The organism is Pseudomonas brassicacearum, assembly GCF_003732175.1.
Taxonomy (GTDB): domain Bacteria; phylum Pseudomonadota; class Gammaproteobacteria; order Pseudomonadales; family Pseudomonadaceae; genus Aquipseudomonas; species Aquipseudomonas brassicacearum_G.
This window is the reverse complement of the sequence record NZ_MOBI01000022.1, coordinates 199,574-224,069: the sequence shown is the minus strand read 5'-3', so window position 1 is coordinate 224,069 and position 24,496 is coordinate 199,574. Positions and strand designations below refer to the sequence as shown.

25 protein-coding genes are annotated in these 24,496 nt (G+C 58.7%); 15 read left to right on the top strand and 10 right to left on the bottom strand.

Annotated elements, in window-relative coordinates:
* Positions 1-18: 18 nt before the first annotated feature.
* Both BK658_RS21710 and BK658_RS21705 read right to left on the bottom strand, forming a co-directional pair.
* The gene (locus BK658_RS21710) at positions 19-813 is read right to left on the bottom strand and encodes a substrate-binding periplasmic protein (protein WP_185019874.1); all 795 of its coding nucleotides are present in this window, start codon (positions 811-813) and stop codon (positions 19-21) included.
* Positions 814-918: 105 nt separating this feature from the next.
* Entirely contained in the window at positions 919-1,542 is a 624-nt protein-coding gene (locus BK658_RS21705) for a TetR/AcrR family transcriptional regulator (protein ID WP_123584092.1), read from the bottom strand.
* A 179-nt stretch (positions 1,543-1,721) separates the two neighbouring features.
* Here BK658_RS21705 and BK658_RS21700 point away from each other — a divergent pair, with 179 nt between their 5' ends.
* The 8 genes from BK658_RS21700 to ppnP all read left to right on the top strand — a co-directional run bounded on the left by BK658_RS21700 (position 1,722) and on the right by ppnP (position 11,144).
* Entirely contained in the window at positions 1,722-3,512 is a 1,791-nt protein-coding gene (locus BK658_RS21700; RefSeq protein WP_123584091.1) for an acyclic terpene utilization AtuA family protein, read from the top strand.
* 12 nt (positions 3,513-3,524) lie between these two features.
* Entirely contained in the window at positions 3,525-4,394 is an 870-nt protein-coding gene (locus BK658_RS21695) for an SDR family oxidoreductase (RefSeq protein ID WP_123584090.1), read from the top strand.
* Between the two features lie 3 nt (positions 4,395-4,397).
* On the top strand, positions 4,398-6,014 hold the full coding sequence (gene atuC / locus BK658_RS21690) for a geranyl-CoA carboxylase subunit beta (protein ID WP_123584089.1): 1,617 nt from the start codon (positions 4,398-4,400) through the stop codon (positions 6,012-6,014).
* Between the two features lie 129 nt (positions 6,015-6,143).
* A complete protein-coding gene (atuD, locus tag BK658_RS21680; RefSeq protein ID WP_123584088.1) occupies positions 6,144-7,301 on the top strand; it encodes a citronellyl-CoA dehydrogenase in 1,158 nt (385 codons plus the stop codon).
* Positions 7,298-8,095, top strand: a complete 798-nt coding sequence (locus BK658_RS21675) for an enoyl-CoA hydratase/isomerase family protein (protein WP_123584087.1) — start codon at positions 7,298-7,300, stop codon at positions 8,093-8,095. The genes atuD and BK658_RS21675 overlap by 4 nt, the downstream gene beginning before the upstream one ends.
* A 109-nt stretch (positions 8,096-8,204) precedes the next feature.
* Positions 8,205-10,166, top strand: coding sequence for an acetyl/propionyl/methylcrotonyl-CoA carboxylase subunit alpha (locus BK658_RS21670; RefSeq protein WP_123584086.1), 1,962 nt, complete (start codon positions 8,205-8,207; stop codon positions 10,164-10,166).
* A 70-nt stretch (positions 10,167-10,236) separates the two neighbouring features.
* Positions 10,237-10,779, top strand: a complete 543-nt coding sequence (locus BK658_RS21665) for a 3'-5' exonuclease (protein WP_123584085.1) — start codon at positions 10,237-10,239, stop codon at positions 10,777-10,779.
* Between the two features lie 80 nt (positions 10,780-10,859).
* Positions 10,860-11,144, top strand: a complete 285-nt coding sequence (gene ppnP / locus BK658_RS21660) for a pyrimidine/purine nucleoside phosphorylase (RefSeq protein ID WP_007940055.1) — start codon at positions 10,860-10,862, stop codon at positions 11,142-11,144.
* Between the two features lie 68 nt (positions 11,145-11,212).
* Here the strand turns inward: ppnP and BK658_RS21655 are convergent, their stop codons facing one another.
* Both BK658_RS21655 and BK658_RS21650 read right to left on the bottom strand, forming a co-directional pair.
* Entirely contained in the window at positions 11,213-12,019 is an 807-nt protein-coding gene (locus BK658_RS21655; RefSeq protein WP_123584084.1) for an MOSC domain-containing protein, read from the bottom strand.
* A gap of 101 nt (positions 12,020-12,120) precedes the next feature.
* Positions 12,121-13,056: a chemotaxis protein CheV gene (locus BK658_RS21650; RefSeq protein WP_054596387.1), complete on the bottom strand. Its 936-nt coding sequence runs from the start codon at positions 13,054-13,056 to the stop codon at positions 12,121-12,123.
* A gap of 566 nt (positions 13,057-13,622) precedes the next feature.
* On the opposite strand from BK658_RS21650, the gene BK658_RS21645 reads away from it, so the two are divergent.
* From BK658_RS21645 to BK658_RS21635, 3 genes are all read left to right on the top strand, one after another.
* Positions 13,623-14,093: a hypothetical protein gene (locus BK658_RS21645; RefSeq protein WP_123584083.1), complete on the top strand. Its 471-nt coding sequence runs from the start codon at positions 13,623-13,625 to the stop codon at positions 14,091-14,093.
* A gap of 520 nt (positions 14,094-14,613) precedes the next feature.
* Positions 14,614-15,507: a sensor histidine kinase gene (locus BK658_RS21640; RefSeq protein ID WP_123584082.1), complete on the top strand. Its 894-nt coding sequence runs from the start codon at positions 14,614-14,616 to the stop codon at positions 15,505-15,507.
* Entirely contained in the window at positions 15,504-16,163 is a 660-nt protein-coding gene (locus tag BK658_RS21635) for a response regulator (RefSeq protein ID WP_123584081.1), read from the top strand. Before BK658_RS21640 ends, BK658_RS21635 begins: the two co-directional genes overlap by 4 nt.
* Positions 16,164-16,170: 7 nt before the next feature.
* Here the strand turns inward: BK658_RS21635 and yegS are convergent, their stop codons facing one another.
* Entirely contained in the window at positions 16,171-17,052 is an 882-nt protein-coding gene (gene yegS / locus BK658_RS21630) for a lipid kinase YegS (protein ID WP_123584080.1), read from the bottom strand.
* A gap of 320 nt (positions 17,053-17,372) precedes the next feature.
* On the opposite strand from yegS, the gene BK658_RS30405 reads away from it, so the two are divergent.
* Positions 17,373-17,681 carry a hypothetical protein gene (locus BK658_RS30405; RefSeq protein ID WP_259740125.1) on the top strand — a complete coding sequence of 103 codons (309 nt, stop codon included), beginning with the start codon at positions 17,373-17,375 and terminating at the stop codon, positions 17,679-17,681.
* A 75-nt stretch (positions 17,682-17,756) separates the two neighbouring features.
* Here the strand turns inward: BK658_RS30405 and BK658_RS21620 are convergent, their stop codons facing one another.
* Positions 17,757-18,944 carry a molybdopterin molybdotransferase MoeA gene (locus tag BK658_RS21620; protein ID WP_185019879.1) on the bottom strand — a complete coding sequence of 396 codons (1,188 nt, stop codon included), beginning with the start codon at positions 18,942-18,944 and terminating at the stop codon, positions 17,757-17,759.
* A 22-nt stretch (positions 18,945-18,966) separates the two neighbouring features.
* A complete protein-coding gene (gene moaB, locus BK658_RS21615; protein ID WP_054596381.1) occupies positions 18,967-19,506 on the bottom strand; it encodes a molybdenum cofactor biosynthesis protein B in 540 nt (179 codons plus the stop codon).
* An 81-nt stretch (positions 19,507-19,587) separates the two neighbouring features.
* Between moaB and mobA the strand changes: the two genes are divergently transcribed.
* Positions 19,588-20,190 (top strand): molybdenum cofactor guanylyltransferase MobA, encoded by a 603-nt coding sequence (mobA, locus tag BK658_RS21610; RefSeq protein ID WP_123584077.1) that lies wholly within the window; start codon positions 19,588-19,590, stop codon positions 20,188-20,190.
* Positions 20,191-20,267: 77 nt separating this feature from the next.
* Entirely contained in the window at positions 20,268-20,489 is a 222-nt protein-coding gene (locus tag BK658_RS21605; protein ID WP_019692891.1) for a YgdI/YgdR family lipoprotein, read from the top strand.
* Positions 20,490-20,627: 138 nt separating this feature from the next.
* On the opposite strand, the gene BK658_RS21600 is transcribed toward BK658_RS21605, so the two are convergent.
* From BK658_RS21600 to BK658_RS21590, 3 genes are all read right to left on the bottom strand, one after another.
* Positions 20,628-21,518: a pseudouridine synthase gene (locus BK658_RS21600; protein WP_123584076.1), complete on the bottom strand. Its 891-nt coding sequence runs from the start codon at positions 21,516-21,518 to the stop codon at positions 20,628-20,630.
* Between the two features lie 92 nt (positions 21,519-21,610).
* Complete coding sequence (locus BK658_RS21595; RefSeq protein WP_123584075.1) at positions 21,611-21,931, bottom strand: transcriptional regulator; 321 nt, start codon at positions 21,929-21,931, stop codon at positions 21,611-21,613.
* Between the two features lie 122 nt (positions 21,932-22,053).
* Entirely contained in the window at positions 22,054-22,290 is a 237-nt protein-coding gene (locus BK658_RS21590; RefSeq protein ID WP_054596376.1) for a glutaredoxin family protein, read from the bottom strand.
* Positions 22,291-22,494: 204 nt separating this feature from the next.
* On the opposite strand from BK658_RS21590, the gene BK658_RS21585 reads away from it, so the two are divergent.
* Entirely contained in the window at positions 22,495-24,450 is a 1,956-nt protein-coding gene (locus BK658_RS21585) for a monovalent cation:proton antiporter family protein (protein ID WP_123584074.1), read from the top strand.
* The last annotated feature ends 46 nt before the right edge of the window (positions 24,451-24,496 follow it).

The following is a 24,496-nucleotide window of genomic DNA, read 5'->3' as shown; positions in this document are numbered from 1 at the left end:
TCGGCTGCTGGCCTGGCTTCAGCTTTTGGGTACCGGCACGATGGCAATCTTGTACGGATCGAAAATCTTCAGCATCTGCCCGTTATCCCGCAACCCCTGCAGCAACTTGCCGAAGGTTTCCGCGCTGATCGGCGCTTGCGGACGTAACAGCGCGTAATGGTGATAAACCTGATCGATGCGCTGGGATACCAACAACTGCGGCCTGACCTTTTCATTGCGCAGCAGATAATCGTAGAGGTACGAACGTGTGACCAGTGCAATGTCGGCGCGATTGCGCAGAACCATTAAAATATTGCTGTCGTGGGAAGTCGTGAGCGTCGCGTTGTAACTGTCCTTGAGAAATTGCGGATCGTTATTGAAATTGGCGAATTCATAGTGATAACCGCTGTACAGCGCCAGACGCTTGCCTTTCAAATCGGCGAAGTAACCCTGCTGACGATCCGGCTTGCTCTGTGCGACAAAGATTTCAGCATCTTCCAGCCCCATGTCGACGGTGCTGTGCGGGATATCCTTCCAACCCCACTCCGGGTTTTCGAAGATCGCCATGTCAGTCCGGCCATCCTGGAAATCACCGAATCGACGCTGCAAGGAGGTCGGCACGAGTTTGAACTCATAGTCGGTTTGCGAGTGGTTCAGCGCCTCGACCAACTGCGGTAGCAACCCGGTATCGTCGCCATTCTCCGGTCGAACGGTGTACGGCGGAAAATGCGCAGCGCCGACCTGCACCACTTGTGCGGCCGAAGCCGGGAGTACGAATAGCGCACCCAGCGCCATCAGCGAAATCCGTAAAGCCTTCCGAACTGGCGAAGACATCAAAACGAGCCCACCTCTAAAAATATATCGATTACAACCAAGCTAGGCGGTTTTATCCACTTAGACAACTTGGTGATGGCTATTTAATAAGTTTTAGCGAAACGGTCACTTTTCTTCCAGCACCAGAATCAAGGCTTCGTCGGCCAATTGATCGAGGCTCATGCTGCCATCCGCGCGAAACCAGGTGGTGGTCCAGGACAGCGCGCCGGTTAGAAAACGTCGGGTGATAAACACGTCGCCGCGAATGAAACCGGCGTCTTTCGCCTCACCCAGCACTTGCAACCAGATCTGCTCATAGATATCCCGCAGCGCCAGAACCTGAGCCTGACCTTCTTGCGAAAGCGAACGCCATTCGTAGACCAGCACCGCCATCGCTTCGCCGCTGCCACCCATGATCGACTGCAACTCACAGCGGATCAGCGCCAGCACCCGCTCGCGCACATTGGTCGCTTGCGCCAGGGAGGCGCGCATCAATGCGGTGTTGTAGCGAATGGTTTCTTCCATCACCGCCCGCAGGATTTCATCCTTGCTTTTGAAGTGATGAAAAATGCTTCCCGACTGAATCCCGACCGCACTGGCCAGGTCACGCACCGTGGTGCGCTCGTAGCCCTTGTTGCGAAACAGGTGAGCGGCCATTTGCAGCAGTTTGCCGCGAGCGCTGTCGGGATCGGTCAGTTGCCCGTTGTCGACCAACTCGCGCATTACCAGCAGGGCTTTTTGCTCGTCCACCCGTTCTCTCCTACAGTCGCTCAATCGAATGTGCGATCAGACCACTAAAACATTGGGTTGCGCGGGCAATTTAAGCTGACCGGGACGACCAAGCAAGCGCTTGGGAAGAAGATGTAACCAGCATTTACAAACCAAGCGCTTGCTTGGTAGTCTCGAGTCACTTCTGTCGGAGGCTTGCAATGAACAAAACCGTTCGTATCGGCTGCGCCAGTGCCTTCTGGGGTGACACCTCGACCGCCGCCGCGCAGTTGGTTGAAGGCGCCCAGCTGGACTATCTGGTGTTCGACTATCTGGCAGAAATCACCCTGTCGTTACTGGCCAGCGCACGGATGAAAGACCCCCAGGCCGGTTACGCGACCGACTTCGTCGAGGTCCTCAGCCCGCTCCTCAAGAAACTTCTGGAAAAAAACATCCGCGTGATCAGTAACGCCGGTGGAATCAATCCGCTGGCCTGCGCAGCGGCGCTGCAAGCGGCGTGCGATAAAGCCGGTGTGCCATTGAAGATCGCTGTGCTGCTGGGTGATGACCTGCAACCGCAGTTCAAGCAACTGACTGGCTGCGGCGTAAAGGAAATGTTCAGCGGCGCCCCACTGCCGCCAATGTGCGTGTCGACCAACGCCTACCTCGGCGCCCCCGGCATCGTCGAGGCGCTACGCCTGGGTGCGGACATCGTTATCACCGGCCGGGTGGTCGACAGCGCCGTGGTCAGCGCGGCATTGGTGCATGAGTTCGGCTGGTCGTGGCAGGACTACGACAAACTGGCCCAGGCCGCGCTGGCCGGGCACCTCATCGAATGCGGCGCGCAGTGCACTGGCGGCAATTTCACCGACTGGCAAGAGGTGCCCGACTACGAACACATCGGTTTCCCCATCGTCGAAGTCAGCGCCGACGGCCAGTTCATCGTCAGTAAACCTGAAGGTACCGGCGGTTTGATCACGCCGCTGAGCGTCGGCGAGCAACTGCTGTATGAAATCGGCAACCCTCGCGCCTATCTGCTGCCCGATGTGGTCTGCGATTTCAGCATGGTCAAACTCCAGCAACACGGCAACAACGCCGTGCACGTTCACGGCGCCAAAGGCTTGCCGCCACCCCGTCAATACAAGGTTTGCGCAACCTGGCCGGACGGCTTTCGCTGCACCGCCAGTTGCCTGATCGCCGGGATCGACGCGGTGGCCAAGGCACGCCGGGTGAGCCAGGCGATCATTGCCAAGACCTCGGAAATGTTCAGCCAACGCGGCTGGGCACCTTATAGCGAAGTGAACATTGAGCTGCTCGGCAGCGAATCGACTTATGGTCCGCATGGCCAGCGCCAGGACAGCCGCGAAGTGGTGATCAAACTGGCGGTGCGGCACCCGGACAAACAAGCGCTGATCCTGTTTTCCCGCGAGATCGCTCAAGCCGCTACCGGTATGGCGCCGGGGTTGACCGGAATCGTCGGCGGTCGGCCAACTGTGTACCCGTTGATCCGTCTGTTCTCGTTCCTGATCGACAAAAATACCTGCGTGCTGGAAGTCGACCTGCAAGGCCAGCGTCATCCCTGCGCCCTGCCCGCCCTCGATCACCTCGACGTTGCCGACCTGCCGCTGCCCTTTGATCCGCCCAAACACCATGGGCGAGCCGACGCCAGTGTGGCGCTGGTGAAACTCGCGGTGGCGCGCTCCGGCGACAAGGGCAATCACAGCAACATCGGCGTCATGGCCCGCGCCCCCGAATACCTGCCATGGATCGCCGAAGCGCTGACGCCGGCAGTGATCGTCGACTGGATGAGTCACGTACTTGACCCGATCCACGGGCGTGTCGAGCGCTGGTATCTGCCCGGCACCCACAGCCTGAACTTTCTCCTGGAAAACGCCCTCGGCGGCGGTGGCGTGGCCAGCCTGCGTATCGACCCGCAAGGCAAGGCATTCGCCCAGCAGCTATTGGAAATCCGGATCCCGGTGCCGCAAGGCATCGCTGACCAAGTCAAGTAGAGGACGGTTGCCGTGGCCTTTGATTCGATATTCAAACCCGATCTGTTTGCCGGCCAGACGATTATTGTCACCGGTGGCGGCAGTGGCATCGGCCGTTGCACCGCCCACGAACTGGCAGCCCTCGGCGCGCACGTGCTGTTGGTCGGACGTAAGTCCGCAAAACTAAAGAAGGTCGCGGCGGAAATTATCGAGGACGGCGGTAAGGCGAGTTGGCAGGCCTGCGACATTCGCGATGAAGAAGCGGTCACGCAACTGGTCGCCCAACTGATCAAGGACCACGGGCCGGTTCACGGTTTGGTCAACAATGCTGGCGGCCAATACCCGGCACCCTTGGCCTCGATCAATCAGAAAGGTTTCGAAACCGTGCTGCGAACCAATTTGGTGGGCGGGTTCCTGATGGCCCGCGAGGTGTTCAATCAGTCGATGAGCAAGCACGGCGGAAGCATCGTCAACATGCTCGCCGACATGTGGGGCGGCATGCCCGGCATGGGCCATTCGGGTGCCGCACGTTCGGGCATGGACAATTTCACCAAGACCGCCGCGGTCGAATGGGGTTACGCCGGGGTCCGGGTCAACGCAGTGGCGCCCGGCTGGATTGCCTCCAGCGGCATGGACACCTACGAAGGTGCGTTCAAGGCGCTAATCCCGACCCTGCGCGAACACGTGCCGCTCAAGCGGATCGGCACCGAATCGGAAGTCAGCGCAGCGATCGTTTTCCTGCTGAGCCCGGCGGCGGCCTTTATCAGTGGCAGCACACTGCGGATCGACGGTGCGGCGAGCCTCGGCAGTCGCGCCTGGCCGCTGCACAAGGCGCAGCACAGTGAATCCTTCAATGGCTTTCACCGCGCGGGCTTACCCGACGTACTCAAGGGCGAGGACTGAGCCATGCCGCAGATTGAATCGCAACTCGACATCCACAGCCCGCAGTTTGCGCAGAACCGCGAGGCGATGTTGAGCAGCATCGAGCAGATCCGTCAGTTGGAACGCAACCTGCTGAGCAAGGCTGCCGAAGCGAAACCGAAATTCGACAAACGCGGGCAACTCCTGCCTCGCGAACGACTGAACTTGCTGTTGGACCCCGGGGCACCGTTTCTCGAACTGGCGAGTCTGGCAGACTACAAACTGCATGACGACAAGGATGGCAGCCAAGCCGGAGGCGGGTTGATCGCCGGGATTGGTTACGTGTCCGGCGTGCGGGTGCTGGTGGTCGCCAACAATAGTGCGATCAAGGGCGGAACCATTTCCCCCAGTGGCCTGAAGAAGTCCCTGCGCCTGCAACAGATCGCCATGGAAAACAAACTGCCGGTGATCACCCTCGCCGAGAGCGGCGGCGCCAATCTCAATTACGCCGCAGAGATTTTTGTCGAGGGTGCGCGCAGTTTCGCCAATCAGGCGCGGATGTCGGCCATGGGCTTGCCGCAAATCACCGTGGTGCACGGTTCGGCCACCGCCGGTGGCGCTTATCAGCCAGGGCTCTCGGATTACGTCGTAGTGGTACGCGGCAAGGCCAAGCTGTTTCTCGCCGGCCCCCCGCTGCTCAAGGCCGCTACCGGCGAAGTCGCCACCGATGAAGCACTCGGCGGCGCCGAGATGCACGCGCAAATCGCCGGCACTGCCGAGTACCTGGCCGAAAACGATGCAGACGGTGTGCGCCTGGTACGCGAAATCGTCAGCCTGTTGCCATGGAATATGCAGTTACCACAGCGCAGTGCCGAACACTGGGACGAGCCGCTCTACCCCATCGACGAACTGCTGGGGCTGATTCCCGACGATCCGAAAAAGCCCTACGACGTGCGCGAGATCATTGCGCGCATTGCCGATGGCTCGCGCTTTCTCGAGTTCAAGGGCGAGTTCGATCGGCAAACAATGTGCGGCCATTTGAAGATCCAGGGGCGCCCCTGCGGTTTCATCGGCAACAACGGTCCGATCACCCCGCAAGGTGCCAGCAAGGCCGCGCAGTTCATCCAGCTCTGCGACCAGAGCCAGACACCACTGCTGTTTTTCCATAACACCACCGGTTTCATGGTCGGCACCGAGTCGGAACAGCAAGGGGTAATCAAACACGGCGCGAAGATGATTCAGGCAGTCGCCAACGCGCGGGTGCCGAAGCTGACCATTGTGGTCGGCGGCTCTTACGGGGCCGGCAACTATGCAATGTGCGGCCGCGGGCTCGACCCGCGTTTCATCTTCGCCTGGCCCAACAGCCGCACCGCCGTGATGGGTGGTGCCCAGGCCGGCAAGGTACTGCGCATTGTCACCGAAGCCAGGCAGGCCAAGGACGGTTTGGTCCCGGACCCGAAGATGCTCGACACGCTCGAACAGGTCACCGCGCAAAAACTCGACAGCCAGTCCACCGCACTCTACGGCAGCGCCAACCTGTGGGACGACGGGCTGATTGATCCACGCGATACGCGCACCTTGCTCGGTTATCTGCTGGATATATGTCACGAAGCCGAAGTTCGTCAGCTGCAACCGAACAGTTTTGGGGTAGCCAGATTTTGATCGTTCCCACGCTCTGCGTGGGAATGCAGCCCGGGACGCTCCGCGTCCCAAAAGCGGACGCAGAGCGTCCAAAGAGGCGTTACCACGCAGAGCGTGGGAACGATCGGGTTAGCCAGGAGAACAATAAAAATGATCTTCACCCAGGAACACGAAGAACTGCGCCGTACTGTCCGTCTTTTTGTCGACCGCGAAATCAACCCGTACGTCGATGAGTGGGAAAAGGCCGGACGCTTTCCGATCCACGAGATTTTCCGCAAGGCCGGTGCGCTCGGTCTGCTGGGGATTTCCAAACCGGAAAAATTCGGCGGCATGGGTCTGGACTACAGCTATTCGATTGTCGCCGCTGAAGAGTTCGGGACCATCCATTGCGGCGGGATTCCGATGTCGATTGGCGTGCAGACCGACATGTGCACCCCGGCCCTCGCCCGTTTCGGCTCCGATGAGCTGCGTGAAGAATTCCTCCGTCCGGCGATCACCGGTGAACAGGTCGGCTGCATCGGCGTCTCGGAAGTCGGTGCCGGCTCTGATGTCGCCGGGCTGAAAACCACCGCGCGCAAGGAGGGTGACGACTACGTGATCAATGGCAGCAAAATGTGGATCACCAATTCCCCAAGCGCCGACTTCATCTGCCTGCTGGCCAACACCTCGGACGACAAAGCGCATATCAACAAGTCGTTGATCATGGTGCCGATGAATAGCCCCGGCATCAGCCTCAGCTCGCCCCTGGACAAACTCGGCATGCGCAGCTCGGAAACCGCCCAGGTATTTTTCGACAATGTGCGCGTGCCGCAACGCAACCGCATCGGCCACGAAGGCGCAGGCTTCATGATGCAAATGCTGCAGTTTCAGGAAGAACGTCTATTCGGTGCGGCGAACATGATCAAGGGCCTGGAATACTGCGTCGACAGCACCATCGAGTACTGCAAGGAGCGCAAGACCTTCGGCACGGCACTGATCGACAACCAGGTGATTCACTTTCGCCTTGCTGAACTTTCGACCGAAATCGAATGCCTGCGGGCGCTGGTCTATCAAGCCACCGAGCAGTACGTCAAAGGCCAGGACGTCACGCGCCTGGCGTCCATGGCCAAACTCAAGGCCGGGCGATTGGGCCGGGAAGTCAGCGACAGTTGCCTGCAATACTGGGGCGGGATGGGCTATATGTGGGACAACCCGGTGGCCCGCGCTTACCGCGATGTGCGGCTGGTGTCGATCGGCGGCGGCGCCGACGAAATCATGCTGGGGATCATCTGTAAATTGATGGGCATCCTGCCCGGGAAGAAAAAATGAACACCCTGCCCGTTTGCCAGACCCTGTTGCTGGAACTGCACAACGGCGTTCTGCACATCATCTTGAACCGGCCAGACTGCCGCAACGCCATGAGCTTGCAGATGGTCACCGAATTGCGCGCAGTACTCGCGGCGGTGCGCGATGACCGGGACATCCGCGCGTTGGTGCTCGGCGGTGCCGGCGGGCATTTTTCTGCCGGTGGTGATTTGAAAGACATGGCCAACGCCCGCGTTCAAGGCCAGCAGGCCTACCGGGAGTTGAACCGCGCGTTTGGCGCCCTGCTAGAAGAAGCCCAGCACGCGCCGCAAGTGCTGATCACCGTGTTGCAGGGGGCTGTGCTCGGCGGCGGTTTCGGTCTGGTTTGTGTCAGCGACATTGCACTGACCGATCACAATGCCCAGTTCGGCTTGCCGGAAACCAGCCTCGGACTGCTGCCGGCGCAAATCGCACCGTTTGTGGTCCAGCGTATCGGCCTCACACAGGCACGACGCCTGGCGCTGACTGCCGCACGTTTTGACGGGCATGAAGCGCGGCGTCTGGGGCTGGTGCATTTTGTCGAACACGATGCGCAAGCCCTGGCCGAACGTCTGGATGCGGTGCTCGCGCATGTGCTGTGCTGCGCGCCTGGCGCCAATGCCGCAACCAAGGCCTTGTTGCTGGCCAGCACCGAACAGCCGCTGGGGCCGTTGCTCGACCAGGCGGCCGAGTGGTTCAGTGAAGCCGTGACCGGGGCGGAAGGTGTCGAAGGGACGATGGCCTTTGTGCAAAAACGCAAACCGGGTTGGGCGCCTTAAAAGCATCGTGAGCAGGCTCGCTCCCACACGGGGACGCATTTCCAATGTGGGAGCGAGCCTGCTCGCGATGACGGCCCGACAGGCAACACACAACAAAAGGAACAGCCCCATGCCCACCCTGCGCAAAATCCTCATCGCCAACCGCGGTGAAATCGCCTGTCGCATCCAGCGCACCGCTCAAGCGCTGGGTTATCGCACGGTGGCGGTGTTCAGCGATGCCGACGCCGACGCTCTGCATGTGCGCATGGCAGATGAAGCAGTCAACATCGGCCCCGCTGCCGTTGCGCAGTCTTACCTGAACAGCGCGGCGATCATCGACGCTGCATTGCGCAGTGGCGCGGACGCGATCCATCCCGGCTACGGCTTCCTCTCGGAAAACGCTGAATTCGCCACGGCATGCGCCCAGGCCGGCATCACCTTTATCGGCCCAAGTCCTGCCGCCATCGAATTGATGGGCAGCAAACGCCTGTCGAAAATCGCCATGCTCGCCGCTGGCGTGCCGTGCATCGGCGGTTACCAAGGGGCGGAGCAGGATGACACCACCCTCAGCCGCGAAGCGGAACGCATCGGCTATCCGCTGATGATCAAGGCCAGCGCCGGCGGCGGTGGGCGCGGCATGCGCCTGGTGCACACTGCGGATGAATTGCTTGCGCAGATCCGCACCGCACGCTCCGAAGCCCTGCACGCGTTTGGCAGCGACGAGTTGATTCTCGAACAAGCGCTGATCAATCCGCGCCACGTCGAGATCCAGCTGTTCGGCGACCAGCACGGCAACCTGATCTACCTCGGCGAGCGCGACTGCTCGATCCAGCGTCGCCATCAAAAAGTCATCGAAGAAGCGCCCTGCCCAGTGATGACTGCCGAACTGCGCCAGGCCATGGGTGACGCTGCGCTGAAGGCCGGGCGCGCGGTGAATTACGTCGGCGCCGGCACCGTGGAGTTCTTGCTCGATGCACAGGGGCAGTTCTATTTCCTGGAGATGAACACGCGCCTGCAGGTCGAGCACCCGGTGACCGAGATGATTACCGGCCTGGACCTGGTGGCCTGGCAACTGGATGTCGCCACCGGGTTGCCGCTGCCGTTGCGCCAGGAACAGGTCGAGCTCAAGGGCCACGCGATGGAGGTACGTCTTTACGCCGAAGATCCGGCGCAGGATTTCTTGCCCCAGACCGGGCGCATTATGCGCTGGGAACCGGCCCTCGCGGACGGGGTGCGAATTGACCACGGTCTGCTTGAGGGTCAGCAGGTCAGCCCGTTTTACGACCCGCTGCTCGGCAAAATCATCGCCTACGGTGCCACCCGCGAAGAGGCTCGGCGCAAGTTACTGCGGGCAGTCCAGGACAGTGCCTTACTGGGTTTGCAGACCAATCAGCGTCTGCTCGCCGGTTTGCTGGAGCATCCACAGTTCATCGCCGGGAACTTCAATACCGGGTTCATCGCGCAACACTTCGCCGATCACCCAAGCCTTCACCCGCACGCGCCCACGGCCGAAGAGCTGGCTATCGCCACGGCGCTGTTCTATCAGCAGTCCGCTGGCGCGCATCCGCCAGGACTCGCCGGTTGGCGCAACAACGCCAACGCGCCGCTGTTGCAACAGATCGGCCTTAATGGCGATCGCTGGTCAACCGAAGTGACGGCCCTGCCCGACAGGCAACTGGGCATTCAGGTAGCCGGGGAAACACTGCAACTGAAACTGCTCGATATCAACGCCCGCTCGGCCAACCTGGAAATCAACGGCATTCGCCGCCGCTACGCCTATCAACTGGCCGCCGGACAACTGTGGTTGTTCACTCGCCCCGGCAGCTTGCTGCTGCAAGACCAGACATTGGCCCCCGTCAGCAGCCAGGTCGGCACCAGCACCGGCACGCTGAAAGCCCCGATGGATGGTGCGATTGTCGACGTACTGGTCAGCGAAGGCTCATCGGTGACCAAGGGGCAATTGTTGCTGGTGCTGGAGGCAATGAAAATGGAACACCCGCTCAAGGCCGGCATTGACGGTGTGATCAAACGGCTGCAGGTCAGCCCCGGCGATCAGGTAAAAAATCGTCAGATTTTGCTGGAGGTTGAATAAGCCGCTAGGCGGATCCATCGCATTTGGCTACGCTCAGCCTCATCAGGACGCGGACACCAGGAAACCTGCGATGCCTCATTGGCTGGTAATTGATCTCGAAGCGACCACCGATGACGGTGGCTGGCCAGTAACCGAGATGGAAATCATCGAAATCGGCGCCACCCTGGTCAATCGCGCAGGCCGCGAACTGGACTACTTCCAGCGCTTCGTTCGGCCCCTGCGACGACCGCTGCTGACCCCTTTCTGTCGCGAACTGACCCACATCACCCAAGCCAATATTGACGCTGCCCAGCCACTGACCGAGGTCTGGCCGCTGTTCGAGCGCTGGCTCGGCCAGCATCACACGCGCCTTGAAGGTTGGGCCAGCTGGGGCGATTACGACCGACAACAATTGCTTCAGGAATGGCAACGCCTGCAACTCGATAGTGCCCTCAGCCGAGTCCCACACATGAATCTGAAGCAGCGCTTTGCCAAGGCCCGCCGACTGGATCGGCCGCTGGGGCTCAATGGCGCTCTGCAATTGGCGGGAATGCAATTTACCGGTCAACAGCACCGGGCGCTGGAAGATGCACGTAATACTGCGCGCTTGTTACCGCTGATTCTTCCGGCCTGATCCTTGAGGGCAACAGGTGACGGACGAAAAAGCCTTGTGCATACTGGCCGGCCTTTTTAGCCCATTTCGAGGAATCGCCCATGTTTAAAGTCAACGAGTACTTCGACGGCACCGTCAAGTCGATTGCCTTCGGCACCGCTGAAGGTCCGGCCACCATCGGCGTCATGGCACCGGGCGAATACGAATTCGGCACCAGCCAGCGTGAAATCATGCACGTGGTTTCCGGGGCCCTGACCGTCAAACTGCCTGACAGCAGTGACTGGGAAACCTTCGCCGCAGGCAGCCAGTTCAACGTACCGGCCAACAGCAAGTTCCAGCTGAAAGTCGCCGTCGACACCGCTTATCTGTGCGAATACCGCGGCTAAGCGTTTCACCGCGATAAAAAATGCCCGTGTTGAAAGACACGGGCATTTTTCATTCCAGCATTACAGCGTCATTCGAGAATCTCTACCGGCATGCCGACTTCGAGCCGGCCATTGCCGTCGTTGACCAGGTTCTGGCCAAACATCGCGCCATCCTCTTGCGCACGGAATTTCTGCAGCGTCGCCAAGGGTTCGCGGTCGTCGCTGCGCTCACCGGTCTGCGGGTCGATAGTGGTGAGGATGCAGCGTGCACACGACTTGACCACACGAAACTCGACATCGCCAATGCGAATACGCTTCCAGCCATCCTCGGCAAATGCCTCGCTACCCTCGATCACCAGATTCGGTCGAAAACGCAACATCTCCAGTGGACGGCCGACCCGTTGCGACAAGTCCTCAAGCGAAGCCTGACCAATCAACAACAGCGGAAAACCGTCGGCAAAGGCGACTTTATCGTCATCCTTGCCATAGCCGGCCTGAGTGGTACGGGCCAGCGCCTCGGGCACCTGAACCAGCCGGGTAGGCTTGCCAATGAACTCACTGACCCAGGCACCGGCAGCATCCCCCGCATCGGGAACCCGCAAAGTATCGCGCCAGATGGTCACGCCACGCTGTTCAGCGTCGCTGGCAGGCAGGGCAATATCGATCGACGAGTGACCGGGCGCACTGAGCGTCAGGACACCGGAGGTATTCCACGACGCCGACAATTGGCTCATACGCGATTCCGCGCGTTGCGTCAGGAAACGTCCGCTGGCCTCGTCCACCAGCATCCAGCGCCGATCCCCCACCAGCCCCAGTTTGTCCAGGCTGGCCTGTTGCAGGATTTCGCCCTTGCCGGACTTGAGTGGATAACGGTAAAGCGCGCTCAGACGCAACATGGCCAGCTCCCTGGTGGGCAAAAGCGCCACGATATACGAGCCGGCTGATGAATCAAAGAAGCACATCACGGGCAGACACCCTGCCTGCCCGTGACGTAACGTCAGGCCGGGACTGCGTCGAGCATCAGGCGCTGGCGCACCACGTCGACCAGTTTGTCTGGCTGGAATTTCGAGAGGAAGTTGTCACAACCGACCTTCTTCACCATCGAGTCGTTGAAGCTGCCGGACAGCGAGGTATGCAGGACGACGTACAGTCCGCGCAAGCGTGGATCGTTGCGAATCTCGGTGGTCAGGCGGTAGCCGTCCATCTCGGGCATTTCCGCGTCGGTGAAGATCATCAGCAATTTGTCGGTCATGACCACACCCGTATCGGCCCAGGCCTTGAGCATGTTCAGTGCCTTCAGACCGTCGCTGGCGATGTGCATTTTCACCCCAAGCTGACCCAGGGTATCGCGCAACTGGGACAGGGCAACATTGGAGTCGTCCACCAGTAGCACTTCACGACCGCGGGCGCGCTCCAGCACCGGGTCTTCGAGCTTGTCACGCGAAACCTTGGCGTTGTAAGGCACGATCTCGGCGAGTACTTTTTCGACGTCGATGATCTCCACCAGTTGGTCATCGACCTTGCTGATGGCCGTCAGGTAATGCTGGCGCCCGGCACTGGTTGGCGGCGGCAGTATGGCTTCCCAGTTCATGTTGACGATTCGATCGACGCCACCGACCAGGAAGGCCTGCACCGAGCGGTTGTACTCGGTCACGATGATGGTGCTGTTGGGCCCCGGCACCAGCGGTCGCATGCCGATCGCCTGGGACAGGTCGATCACCGGCAACGTCTGGCCACGCAGATTGACCACACCACAGACAAACGGGTGACGCTGCGGCATCAAGGTCAGCTTTGGCAATTGCAGGACTTCCTGCACCTTGAAGACGTTGATTGCAAATAACTGCCGACCGGCCAGGCGAAACATGAGAATTTCCAGGCGATTCTCACCCACCAGCTGCGTGCGTTGATCTACTGTGTCGAGAATGCCGGCCATTGATGACTCCTGGGCTTTTCTGATGAATTCACTAAAGAACGTTATCGGCGGATCTCACACAATCTTGACCCGCAAACAAAATGCCACGCAAAGGAATTGATGTCACATTAACATCATGCTCTACTGAAGCAGCTATTTCATCCACTGCACAACCCTGCGCGCGACCCGTCTTTGCGTGTCAAGTTCCGTGACATAAGGGAATCCCCTAGCCGCAATCGGGATCAGCCTGATATTCGCGATATCCAATAGCCATTAATGTGACGCCATTCTCACTGCATGAATGGAGTCAGGCTTTTGTCTGTGATCGAAGTACCGTTGCCGAGCTCTTTTTTCAGCCCGCCGGGTTACGCCCCTCATGCCTCACGGCTAATGGGTTCGTCACCTCGTTACGCTGTCAATCAGGCTCGCTCCATCGGGGCATTCGCATCGAACGCAAACAGACCGTTCATCGTCAACAGCAAAAAATCAGAACTGCCCTACAGATTCCGGTCGTGGTCCGGCAGTACCTTACGCCCGTTCGCCATACGGCTGATTGCATCACCTGACTTGATGTCGTGGAGAAAAGCATGCTGAACGATCGTAAAAACTGGAATCAGCGACTGCCCGAATTCTTGATCGAGGCAGAAACCTTGCTGGCCAAATCCGAGGAATGCCTGAGCCACCTGCAACTGATCAACAATGATCAGGACGCCATCGATTGCATGCTGAACACACTGTTCACCCTGGCCAACCGGGCGGATGCATTGGCACTGCGGGCGGTATCCGAGTTCTCGATGTGCATTCACGCCTTGCTCAACGGTGCACGCAATCAAATCGACCTGAACGACCAGGCACTGTGTGCCTTGAAAGAGTGCTTCACATTGATGGCCTGGCAACTTGAGCTGGTCGACCTGACTACCGGCCAACTCAGCCTCGATGACGCCGAACAGATATCGTTGATCGAAGCCTTCGCGATGGAAATTGGCCGTGCCCCGACGCGCCTGGCATTCCCCCCCAAACCATTCGCATGCGTTCCGCTTTCGGCAAGACACGCCTGAGTTGCATCAGATAATGCATGGCATCGTTCGATAATTGTTAACACTTCCAGCAACAACGCTTTCGCGTCGCAATTGAATACTTCATATCTTTTAACGTCAGAATCAAATAAATAACCCAAGCATTAGTTGCCGACTTCCGACCTCCTGAGCTACCCGTCCAGAGCGCTGCAAACTGATTAGTAACGTAATGAGTCATGCTGGACGCTCAGTCACCAACCCATGACCGCCAACGTGGAGCAGATGTCCAGCAACGGCAAAATTCCTGACCCTTTGGACATATATAGCAAACGCGACCAACGGTATGTTAAGTGGTATTATGCGGCCCAATTAGTTGCTTCTACGCTATGGCACTCTGACTTCAGGCGGAGCCTATCCCCTTGTACAGTGCAACACTCGATTTTGACAATCAGATTGCGCTAACTTGAAGCCCACTATTCAATTACCAGCGTTTTCCACACAGAGACCCGTCAGCCATCGTGACCGGTCTGCCCGCAGCGAACATTCATTGGCTCCATCCGCTATGTACGCCAGCCACAAGTCAGTCGCCTCTAGGCCACCCTCCCGAAAAAGCGTTCGCCGGTTCACACTGCTGCTGTGCCTGTGCTCGGCGGTGGGCAGCCTGCTGGTTTACTGCCTGTCCAGCCAATTTCCAGTCGCACTGCTGATATTGAATCTCGCGGCAGCCACCAGCGTCTGGGTGCAGTATTGCAGTTCGCGAAAATCGATCAGGTTCCAGCCTCAGGAACTGGCCGACCGTTTGCTGGAAGTACAGGAAAACGAACGCCATCGGCTCAGCCGTGAACTCCACGACGATATCGGCCAATTGCTGACGGCGGCAAAGCTGCAAAGTGAATGGCTCAAGCGACGTCAGCCCGAAGAACTGCAAAGCCATTGCACCCTGCTCTGCGACACGCTGGAAGAAACCCTGACCAAAGTTCGTGATGTCTCGGCCATTCTCAATCCAAGACAACTCACCAGTCTTGGCCTTGAAGCCAGTTTGCGTGCACATCTGCTCAAAACGCTGGCCAATACTGCCGTGAACTGGAGCCTTGAATGCCATCAGCGCCTGACCGGTATTCCAGAAGAAATGGCGGTGGCGGCGTTTCGGATTTCTCAGGAAGCCGTCACCAATATGCTGCGCCATGCCCAAGCCAAAAACCTGCTGATTCGCCTGCAACGTCTGCCCCAAGGACTGGCGCTGTTTATCAGCGATGACGGACTGGGCTTTTCTCCAGCCACCCATCCCGGCCGTGAAGGGCAACGCGGAATGGCCGGCATGTCGGAGCGGGTCGAACAACTGGGCGGCACCCTGAGCGTCATCAGCGAGCCCGGCAAGGGTACGCAGATCGAAGCACTTTTCCCCTGGGCGCCCCGCGCGCTCGAACGAGCCAGTACGAATAAGGTTCAACATTGACTTGTAACTTGCTTCTGGTGGATGACCACTCGCTGATCAGAGCCGGCGTGCGTGCGCTGGTTCTGGATATTCCCGGTTACGCCGTCATTGGTGAAGCCAATGATGGTGCACAACTGCTCGAAATGGTCGAGAAGCTAAGCCCCGACATCATCCTGCTGGATATATCCATGAAGGAAACCGGCGGGCTCGAGGCTCTGCAAAGACTCAAGGCCGTACGCCCACAAAGCAAAGTACTTATCCTGTCGATGCACACCGACCCGACGCTGATCATGCAAGCCCTGGAGTCAGGCGCTCACGGTTATCTGCTCAAGGACACCACCGCCACGGAGCTGGAACACGCGCTCGAAGCCTTGCGCAACAACGAACGCTACCTGAGCCCGGCCATCGCTCACACCGTGATCAACCAGGCGCTGGTGCGTGCCCAGAAAAGCCAGCCAGACCCCGTCGACACCCATAATCTGACGGCTCGTCAGCTAGAGATTCTGCGCTTGATCGTGCGTGGCAAATCCACTCGCGAGATTGCCAATGGGTTGGGCCTGAGCATCAAAACGGTGGAAACCCACCGCTCTCAGATCATGAAGCGCTTGCAGATCTTCGATGTCGCGGGCCTGGTACTGTTTGCCGTGCGCGAGCAAATCATCAGTCTCGACGACTAGACCAGATTCAACGCCCCAGTAGCGCCGATCCCTCGGGCAGATGTACGCGCAACGCGCCAGGACGCGTCGAAAAGCGCAAGCTGTCGCCTTGCAGGGGCTCGCCATCCAGGTTGATGTACAGCCCCTCCGAAACCTTGATCTCGACCCACGGCAAGCGCACACGCACGAACATATTGTCGATGCCCCAACCATCAGCCAAAAGATCGCGCAGGGTTGCGACCACCTCCTGCGGTGCCGGCAGAATGCTGATATCCAACAAGCCATCATCGGCCAACGCCTGCGGGCACAGTACATGGCCGCCCCCCGCTTGCCGACCATTGCCGATCCCCAGCGCCAGAAGGTCGCCATGCCAGTGAAAGCCGGGGCCTTGCAATTCACCATAGGCGGCATGCAATTCGTTGAACCGCGTCAAACAAGCCGCGCTGCCGAGAATATTCTTCAGGTCTTCGGAGGTATTCGCTGTCACCTGACTGCCGAATCCGCCGGTGGCCATATTGAGAAATAACTGCCCTCCCACTTCGCCCAGGTCGATGGCCCGTGCAGGCACCTCCAACAGATCCAACGCCTCTCCCGGGACCAATGACACCCCGGCGGCACGGGCAAAATCATTGGCCGTGCCCAAGGGCAGAAGCACCAGACTGGCATCGTTAGGATTCAAAGCCAGCGCCTCGGCGATGTCGCGCAACGTACCGTCGCCGCCACCGGCAATCAACTGTGTATAACCGGCAGCCAGCGCTTCATCGACCAGGCGTTGTGCATCGCCAGCCTCCCAGGTCAGTCGCACAGCTAACTCCCAGCCTTGCTGACGCTTGCTCTCGACCGCTGACCGGACCTCTGCGTTGAGTGCCTGCTTGCTATGCAAAATCAACAGTGCCTTGCGTTCATTCATCGTCATCACTCCCGTTGATCGAAGACCTCTGGGGAATGTTGACCCCACAAGCAGCCGATATAGCCGCAAAGATTTGAATTAATTCAGCTCGCGCCCTCTCAAGGCAAGCTCAGGCGTTAGCGCAACTCCGGCCATTGACGTGTTTTCAGAAGCGTCCTACATGCCGACTTTTTTCTTACAAGTCATGATGAATATGCCCAATTGACGGTCATTTGGTATTGGTACACCTTGTGACTGCAGTTATCAGGCAACGGCAAAAAACCCACAAGGATGTGCACGCAATATGACCAGGGTCTATCAAGCAGGGAGCCATGCACTTAATGCAAAGCCATGACTTCCGATTTCCAGCGAACCGCGGTGCGCCTCCAAACACCGGCCACACCGCTCACCCGACTGAATGCAATTGCACCATCAACACACCTGGAGGGAACGACATGGAACCGCGCGTTGTAGAGCTGGAGACCCACCTCAAGTACATCCGCAGAGATATGGAAGAGGTCCGAAACGACGTCAAATCCATCAAGTACAGGCTTGTCTACTCGGCAGGCGCTGCGGCGGTGATCATCAGCCTGCTCGGCTGGATTGCCAACAGCCGCTTCGATCAACTCGTGACGCTACTTAACGCATAACCTGCACCACGAAACACCAGGCCCGACGTGATCCATACCGGGCCTGGTGCTGGCGAGGCTGTAGTGCGCAAAGACCTAGCCCAGCACTTCACTCAGAGGGATGAAGTTCACCCAATCACCCTCGACCAACGTGCGATCTTCCAGCACTTCAACCAGCCCTTCGGCCCAGGCGGCACTGCGCAAAACACCCGAGCTCTGATTCTTGTAGATAATTGCCCGCCCTTGCTCCAGACGACCGCGCAGGTATTCCCGGCGATTGCCGGCCTTGGACCAGACAAATCCTGCCGGAACCTGAAACTGCAAAGGCCGAACCTCTCTCACGCCTTGGCGACGTAACAGATAAGGGCGTGCCAACAAGGCGAAGGTCACCAGTGTCGACGCAGGATTGCCAGGCAACCCAATAACCGGCACGCCTCGAAAATGCCCGAACGTCAGAGGTTTCCCCGGCTTGATGGCCAATTTCCACAATGCCAGTTCGCCCTCTTCGCGCAGCGCAATACCCAGAAAATCCGCCTCGCCTACCGATACACCGCCCGTAGAAAGGATCAGGTCGACATCCCCCAGTTCGGCGAGCCGATTGCGAGTGGCCTGTAAATCATCCGGCAGAATCCCCGCATCGATCACTTCGCAGCCTAAACGCTGCAACCAACTGCACAGCAATACCCGATTGCTGTTATAGATCTGACCCGGGCCGAGGGCTTGCCCAGGCTCGACCAACTCGTCTCCGGTGGACAGCACCGCAACCCGTACCTTGCGCACGACTTCAAGTTCTGCACACCCCAGTGACGCTGCCAAACCTTGCTCGATGGGCCCCAGGCGCGTACCGGCGGTCAATATCTGTTCACCTACTGTGGTTTCCTGACCTTGTGGGCGAATGTTTTGCCCTGCGCGCATCGGCTCGGTAAAACGTACCCGTTGGTCCGCCTGGACCTCGGCGTTTTCCTGCATTTCAACGCAGTCTGCACCCACTGGCACCGGGGCACCGGTGAAGATCCGTGCACATGTACCGGGTGCCAATGGCTCCGGGGCTTGCCCGGCAAAAATCTTCTGGCTGACCACCAGTGGCTCGCCAGTCCAATCGGCCAGGCGCAGGGCATAACCATCCATGGCGCTGTTGGGCCATGGCGGCAGATCAAGGGTCGATACCAGGTCCTCGGCAAGAACGCGGCCCTGAATCGCGGCCAACGGCAATCGTTCACGCTCGAGGATTGGCGACGCCTCAGCCATTTCCAGCAAGCGTGCCAGCGCCACTTCGACGGGCATCAAGCTGCCGGTCTTGCCCGGCTTACCCACGGGATTCACAGGGTGCCGCCTGTTTCAAGTGAGCGACGAAGTTACACGGACGATGCCGCGAATCCAGTTGCTCCGCGAGAATCCCGTCCCAACCGGTTCGCACCGCATTGGTAGAACCCGGCAGACAGCAGACCAGCGTGCCATTGGCCAACCCTGCCAATGCACGCGATTGCACCGTCGAGGTGCCGATGTCCGCAACCGAGATCTGCCGAAACAGCTCGCCAAATCCGTCGACCTGCTTATCCAGCAGGCAACTGACAGCTTCCGGTGTACTGTCACGACCGGTAAAACCCGTACCGCCTGTAATCAGCACCACTTGCACGACGTCGTCAGCGATCCAGGTCGCGACTTGCGCACGAATTTTGTAGAGGTCATCTTTAAGCAGAATACGGGCGGCCAGGTTATGCCCGGCAGCACTGAGGCGGTCAACGAAGACCTGTCCCGAGGTATCGGTTTCCAGCGTGCGGGTATCACTGACAGTCAGCACCGCAATGTTCAGCGGGGCGAAAGGTACATCAGCCTTGGCTTTCATAGGCTCGTCCAGTTGTAGGAGAAACAGCCCGGTGTTATATCACAGCGCCTCATTTTTTCACCGCACCGATGGAGATGCAGCATGACCTCGAACTTCCAGTTGCCGCCCTGCTCCATCCTGCTTCTGGCGGGAGGACGTGGCCAGCGCATGGGCGGTCAGGACAAGGGGCTACTGGTGTGGCAAGGCCTGCCTCTGATTGCTCATCTGCATCACCTGACTCGAGGCTTGAGCGATGACCTGATCATTTCCTGCAACCGCAATCTGGAAAAATACGCGCTGTATGCCGACCAGTTGGTGCATGACGACAATAGCGACTTTCCGGGACCATTGGCTGGTATTCGCGCCGGGTTGGCGGTCGCGCGACATCCCCATCTGATGGTACTGCCCTGCGACGTGCCGCGCATTGACGCCGAACTGCTCACGGCCATGCGAGAAGCCGCCTGCCAACAGCCGGACAAACCCTTGATGCTACGCCAGGGCGAGCATTGGGAACCGTTGCTGTGCATTATCCCTGTAGCGCTGGCAGGCGAGTTTGAAACCGCCTGGAACGAGGGTGAACGCAGCCCCGGACGCATCATGCGCAACCTGGGTGCCATTGCACTGCAATGCCCCGAAAACGATCGACGCCTGGCCAACCTGAATACACCGGAGCTGTTAAGCCTGCACGGTAGCGTGCCAGAATGAGGCCAACCAAGGAACTTGCACACCAGGCATACGTCTGAACTTCAGCAATCAAAAGAATTCATATTCGGAGAAATCACATGACTCATCGGACTCTCGCCACTCTCATGCTCGCACTGGGCCTCGCTACCCTCGCTGGTTGCTCATCGCCCGCGGTAATCACCTTGAATGACGGTCGCGAGATCCAGTCGGTCGACACCCCCCAATTCGATTCCAAGTCGGGCTTTTACGAATTCGAGCAACTGGATGGCAAGCAAACCCGCATCAACAAAGATCAGATTCGTACCGTTAAAGACCTGTAAGCCTCACGGCGACAGCCTGGTACATATAAAGCCCGTCAGTGTGCGGGCTTTATCGTTTCTGGCAAAAGCAGGCCTTGCTCAGACCAAGTCACTCACTGAGTATCGCGCTTGAGCTGCGCAATCACCACCGTAGGGCACTCACCACTGCAGGGTGATCTCGCTTTCAAAACTTCGTTCCAGCCCGGTCACCGGATCGATAAAGCGCAACCCTTTGGCCAGCAACTTCAACGGATTGGCGTAATCATCCTCAACGTCTTTCAATGCGTCGGGATAAAACGGGTCATTGCAGATACTCGCCCCCAACGCCGTCATGTGGACCCTTAACTGGTGCTTTTTGCCAGTCACCGGATACAACGCATAACGCCAGAGATCGGCATTTTTTTCTACGACTTCAATCGCTGTCTCGGTATTGCTCGCCCCCGGACCTTCTTGCATACGAAAGAAGGGGTCGCCATCAATCAAACGGCTTTTGTGCACCCGTGGAAACGACAACTCAGGCAAGGCGCGGGCAATTGCCTCGTAGCGCTTTTCGATCTTTCGAGTCGGAAACAATGACTGATAAGCCGAGCGACTCTGGGGATTGGCCGAAAACAGCACCAGCCCAGCCGTGTGTCGATCTATGCGGTGCAACGGGACCAGGTGCGGGTTATCCAGCCGACGGATCAAGCGCCGCAGCAGCGTCTGCTCGACGTACTCGCCTGCCGGGGTAACCGGCAGAAAGTGTGGTTTGTCCGCGACCACCAGATGCTCGTCGGCATACAGAATCGTCTCGAGCACCGGGATTGTCTTTTCGTCGGGGACTTCCCGGAAATAGTGAATCCGCAGCCCTTCCTTGTAAGGCAGATCGACGGCAATCGCATGACCGTGGCCATCCAGGACACGGCCACGGGCAATCCTGTCCAGCCATTGTTCGCGACCAATGGCGCTGAAGTGTTCGCACAGACAATCGAGAACGGTCAACCAGGCGCCTGGCGGCAGGTACAGCGTGCAGGCCTGATTCTGTGCCGCGGAAAAAGATGAGGTGGACATACGAAAGCTCTGGCCCTATTGCAGGTGGGCATTATCCAACAAGGACCCGGGCGATCCTAGGACAGATTCCGTGCGGGTCTCCCTCATGATTATCACGCGGTCAGCGACACTCGCTGCGCCGCCGCTTCGGTAAACTCCTTCAGCCAGCGCAATACATCGACAGCCTCCCAACGGCCGGGATCATAAAGCGCATACAACAACCCTTGATAACCCACGACATCCAGTTGACGGTGGTAACCCGCACGCTGAAACAAGGCTTCGATTTCAGCGAAGCACGTATTGAAGTGCAATTTGTTGAATGGTGTTTTCCCTTCCGTAACCAGGCCATCCAGGCGTAACTCCAGCACCGCCTCATGGACCACATCAGCCGACATGCGATTCACGCTGGCTTTCAATTGTTCGACATTGACCATGCACTTCCCTCTAACGCGAATAACTGTATGCACATACAGTAAACGAATAATCGGGGTTACGCCAACGCATTACCTGAGGAGCGCGACAGGCGGAACGGCTGTCGCTGAAAACGAGAAGGGGTTTAGCGCAGGAATGCCACGACCTGTTCGGCGTCGAAGGGCCAACCCAGCTCAGCCCCTGTATCAACACGGCGCAGCACCGGAATGCGTAAACCATAGGCTTCAAACAACGCTTCACTGTCGGCAATGTCGACCAGTTCCACCAGCAACCCATGCTCGACCAGCGGCATCAGTTCTGCTTCTGCGAGTTCACAGAGATGGCAACCAAGGGTGCTGAACAACTGGCATTCAGGAGTCATGACAAACAGACCAACGAGGATTGGGTGACTATTCTAGGCCCGGGATGAAAAGTCGTCGAGCAACGCCCCCCGTGACGACAGCCAATTTTAGCTGCCTGGTATAACCCTGATGCAAATCATTCGGCCTCGGCTCCAACTGCGCAATACTCACGGCTTTTTTTGCCTCTACGCTGGGTACGTCCCGGCACCGAAACGGAGAGTGTTGTGTTTGCCAATTTGTTGATCATCCTCGCCTCGTCATTGGTGGTGATTGCGCTGTTTCGGCGTCTTCAGCTGCCTCCCGTGCTGGGCTACCTGTGCGTGGGACTGCTGGTTGGGCCCGGCGCATTCGGCTGGGTGAATGACAACCAGGATCTACCTGACCTTGCCGAGTTGGGCGTGGTGTTTCTGCTGTTCTCCCTGGGGCTGGAGTTTTCCCTGTCGAAAATGCTTGCGCTGCGGCGCGTGGTATTTGGTCTCGGCAGCCTGCAAGTGCTGTGCTCGGGGGTGCTGCTGGGCGGCTTGCTGATGTTACTCGGCATGCCCGCCGCCCCGGCCATGTTGCTCGGCACCGGTCTGGCGCTATCGTCCACGGCAATTGTCAGCAAAGAGCTGAGCAGCCTCGGCGAGATCTTCAGCCGTCACGGCCAGAATGCGATTGGCGTGCTGTTGTTTCAGGATGTAGTTGCGGTGCTGTTGCTGACGCTGGTCCCGGTGTTCGCCGGTAGCAGTGATCAAAGCGGGTACTGGGCGCTGCCGATAACACTGGGCAAAACCCTGCTGTTGTTTGTCGGTCTGTTGCTGACCAGTCGCTGGTTACTGCCACGACTGTTCCACGAAGTCGCCACCTCGCGCTCCGCCGAGCTGTTCGTCCTGCTGGCCCTGGTCATCGTCTTGCTGACTGCCTGGCTGACTCATCTGCTCGGGCTCTCCCCCGCCCTCGGTGCCTTCCTTGCCGGCATGTTGCTGGGCGAAAGCCATTACCGGCATCAGATCGAAGCCGATATTCGCCCGTTCCGCGACATTCTGCTCGGGCTGTTTTTCGTCAGTATCGGCATGCTGATCGATCTGCAGCTGTTCGCCAACCATGGCCTGTTGATTCTCGGCCTGACATTGGGGTTACTGCTGATCAAGGGCAGCATTGTCGCAGCGCTGGTCAAATGGCGCGGCAGCAACGGCGAAACTGCCTGGCGCAGCGGCCTGGCATTGGCGCAAGGCGGTGAATTCTGCTTTGCGCTGATGGCACAGATGCAACAGAACAAACTGATACCGGCCGAACTCAGCGGTCTGTTACTGGCCGCGACGTTTTGCTCGATGCTGCTGACACCACTGTTGCTGCGCGCAGCACCGGGCATTGCCGCACGCTTGCATCGCAAACCCGATAAGGAAGCGCAACTCGATCAGGTCGCTGCATTGAACGCCGAGCTGCACGGACATGTAGTGATTTGCGGCTACGGTCGGGTGGGTCAGTCGATAGGGCGTTTTCTGCGTCGCGAAGGTCAGCCTTTCGTTGCGCTGGACGATGACCCGGTTCGTGTTCATCAAGCCGCGGCGGGTGAAAGCTGCGTGCACTATGGCGATTCCCGTCGCATGGAACTGCTGGGTGCCGTAGGTCTTGAACGCGCACGACTGCTGGTGATCGCTGTGGACAAAACCGATATAGCCATGACCGTACTCAAGGCAGCACGGCAGCTAAACGCTCAGGTCCCGATACTGGTTCGAACCCGTGACGACAGTAAATTGGCCGAACTGAAGGCGGCAGGAGCCAATGAGGTTGTCCCGGAACTGCTGGAATCGAGTCTGATGCTTGCTTCCCACGCGTTGCTCATGCTGGGTTTGCCCCATCCGCAGGTCCAGGAGCGTGTCGACGAAGTGCGACATGGGCGCTATCGCCTGCTGCACGGTTTCTATCACGGAGCGCAAAGCAACCTGTTAGACAGTCGTGGGCAGCCGAAAGTATTGATGTATGCCGTCAATCTGACAATGGATGCCCATGCATGCGGCCGGCCCTTGAATGAGCTGGCACTTGAAGCATTGGGGGTGGACGTTCAAGCCATTCAGCGCAATGGCGCTGATTTGGCAGTTGAGGGCGCCACCTGCTTGCTGGCGGGCGATCGGGTGTTGATGTCAGGCACCTTGTCTGCCATCGAGGCCTGTGAAGCACGGCTGTTGGCGGGGTAATGAGGCGTGGCCGCGTTGCTCGCGCAGAACTGGAAAATATCCTGCG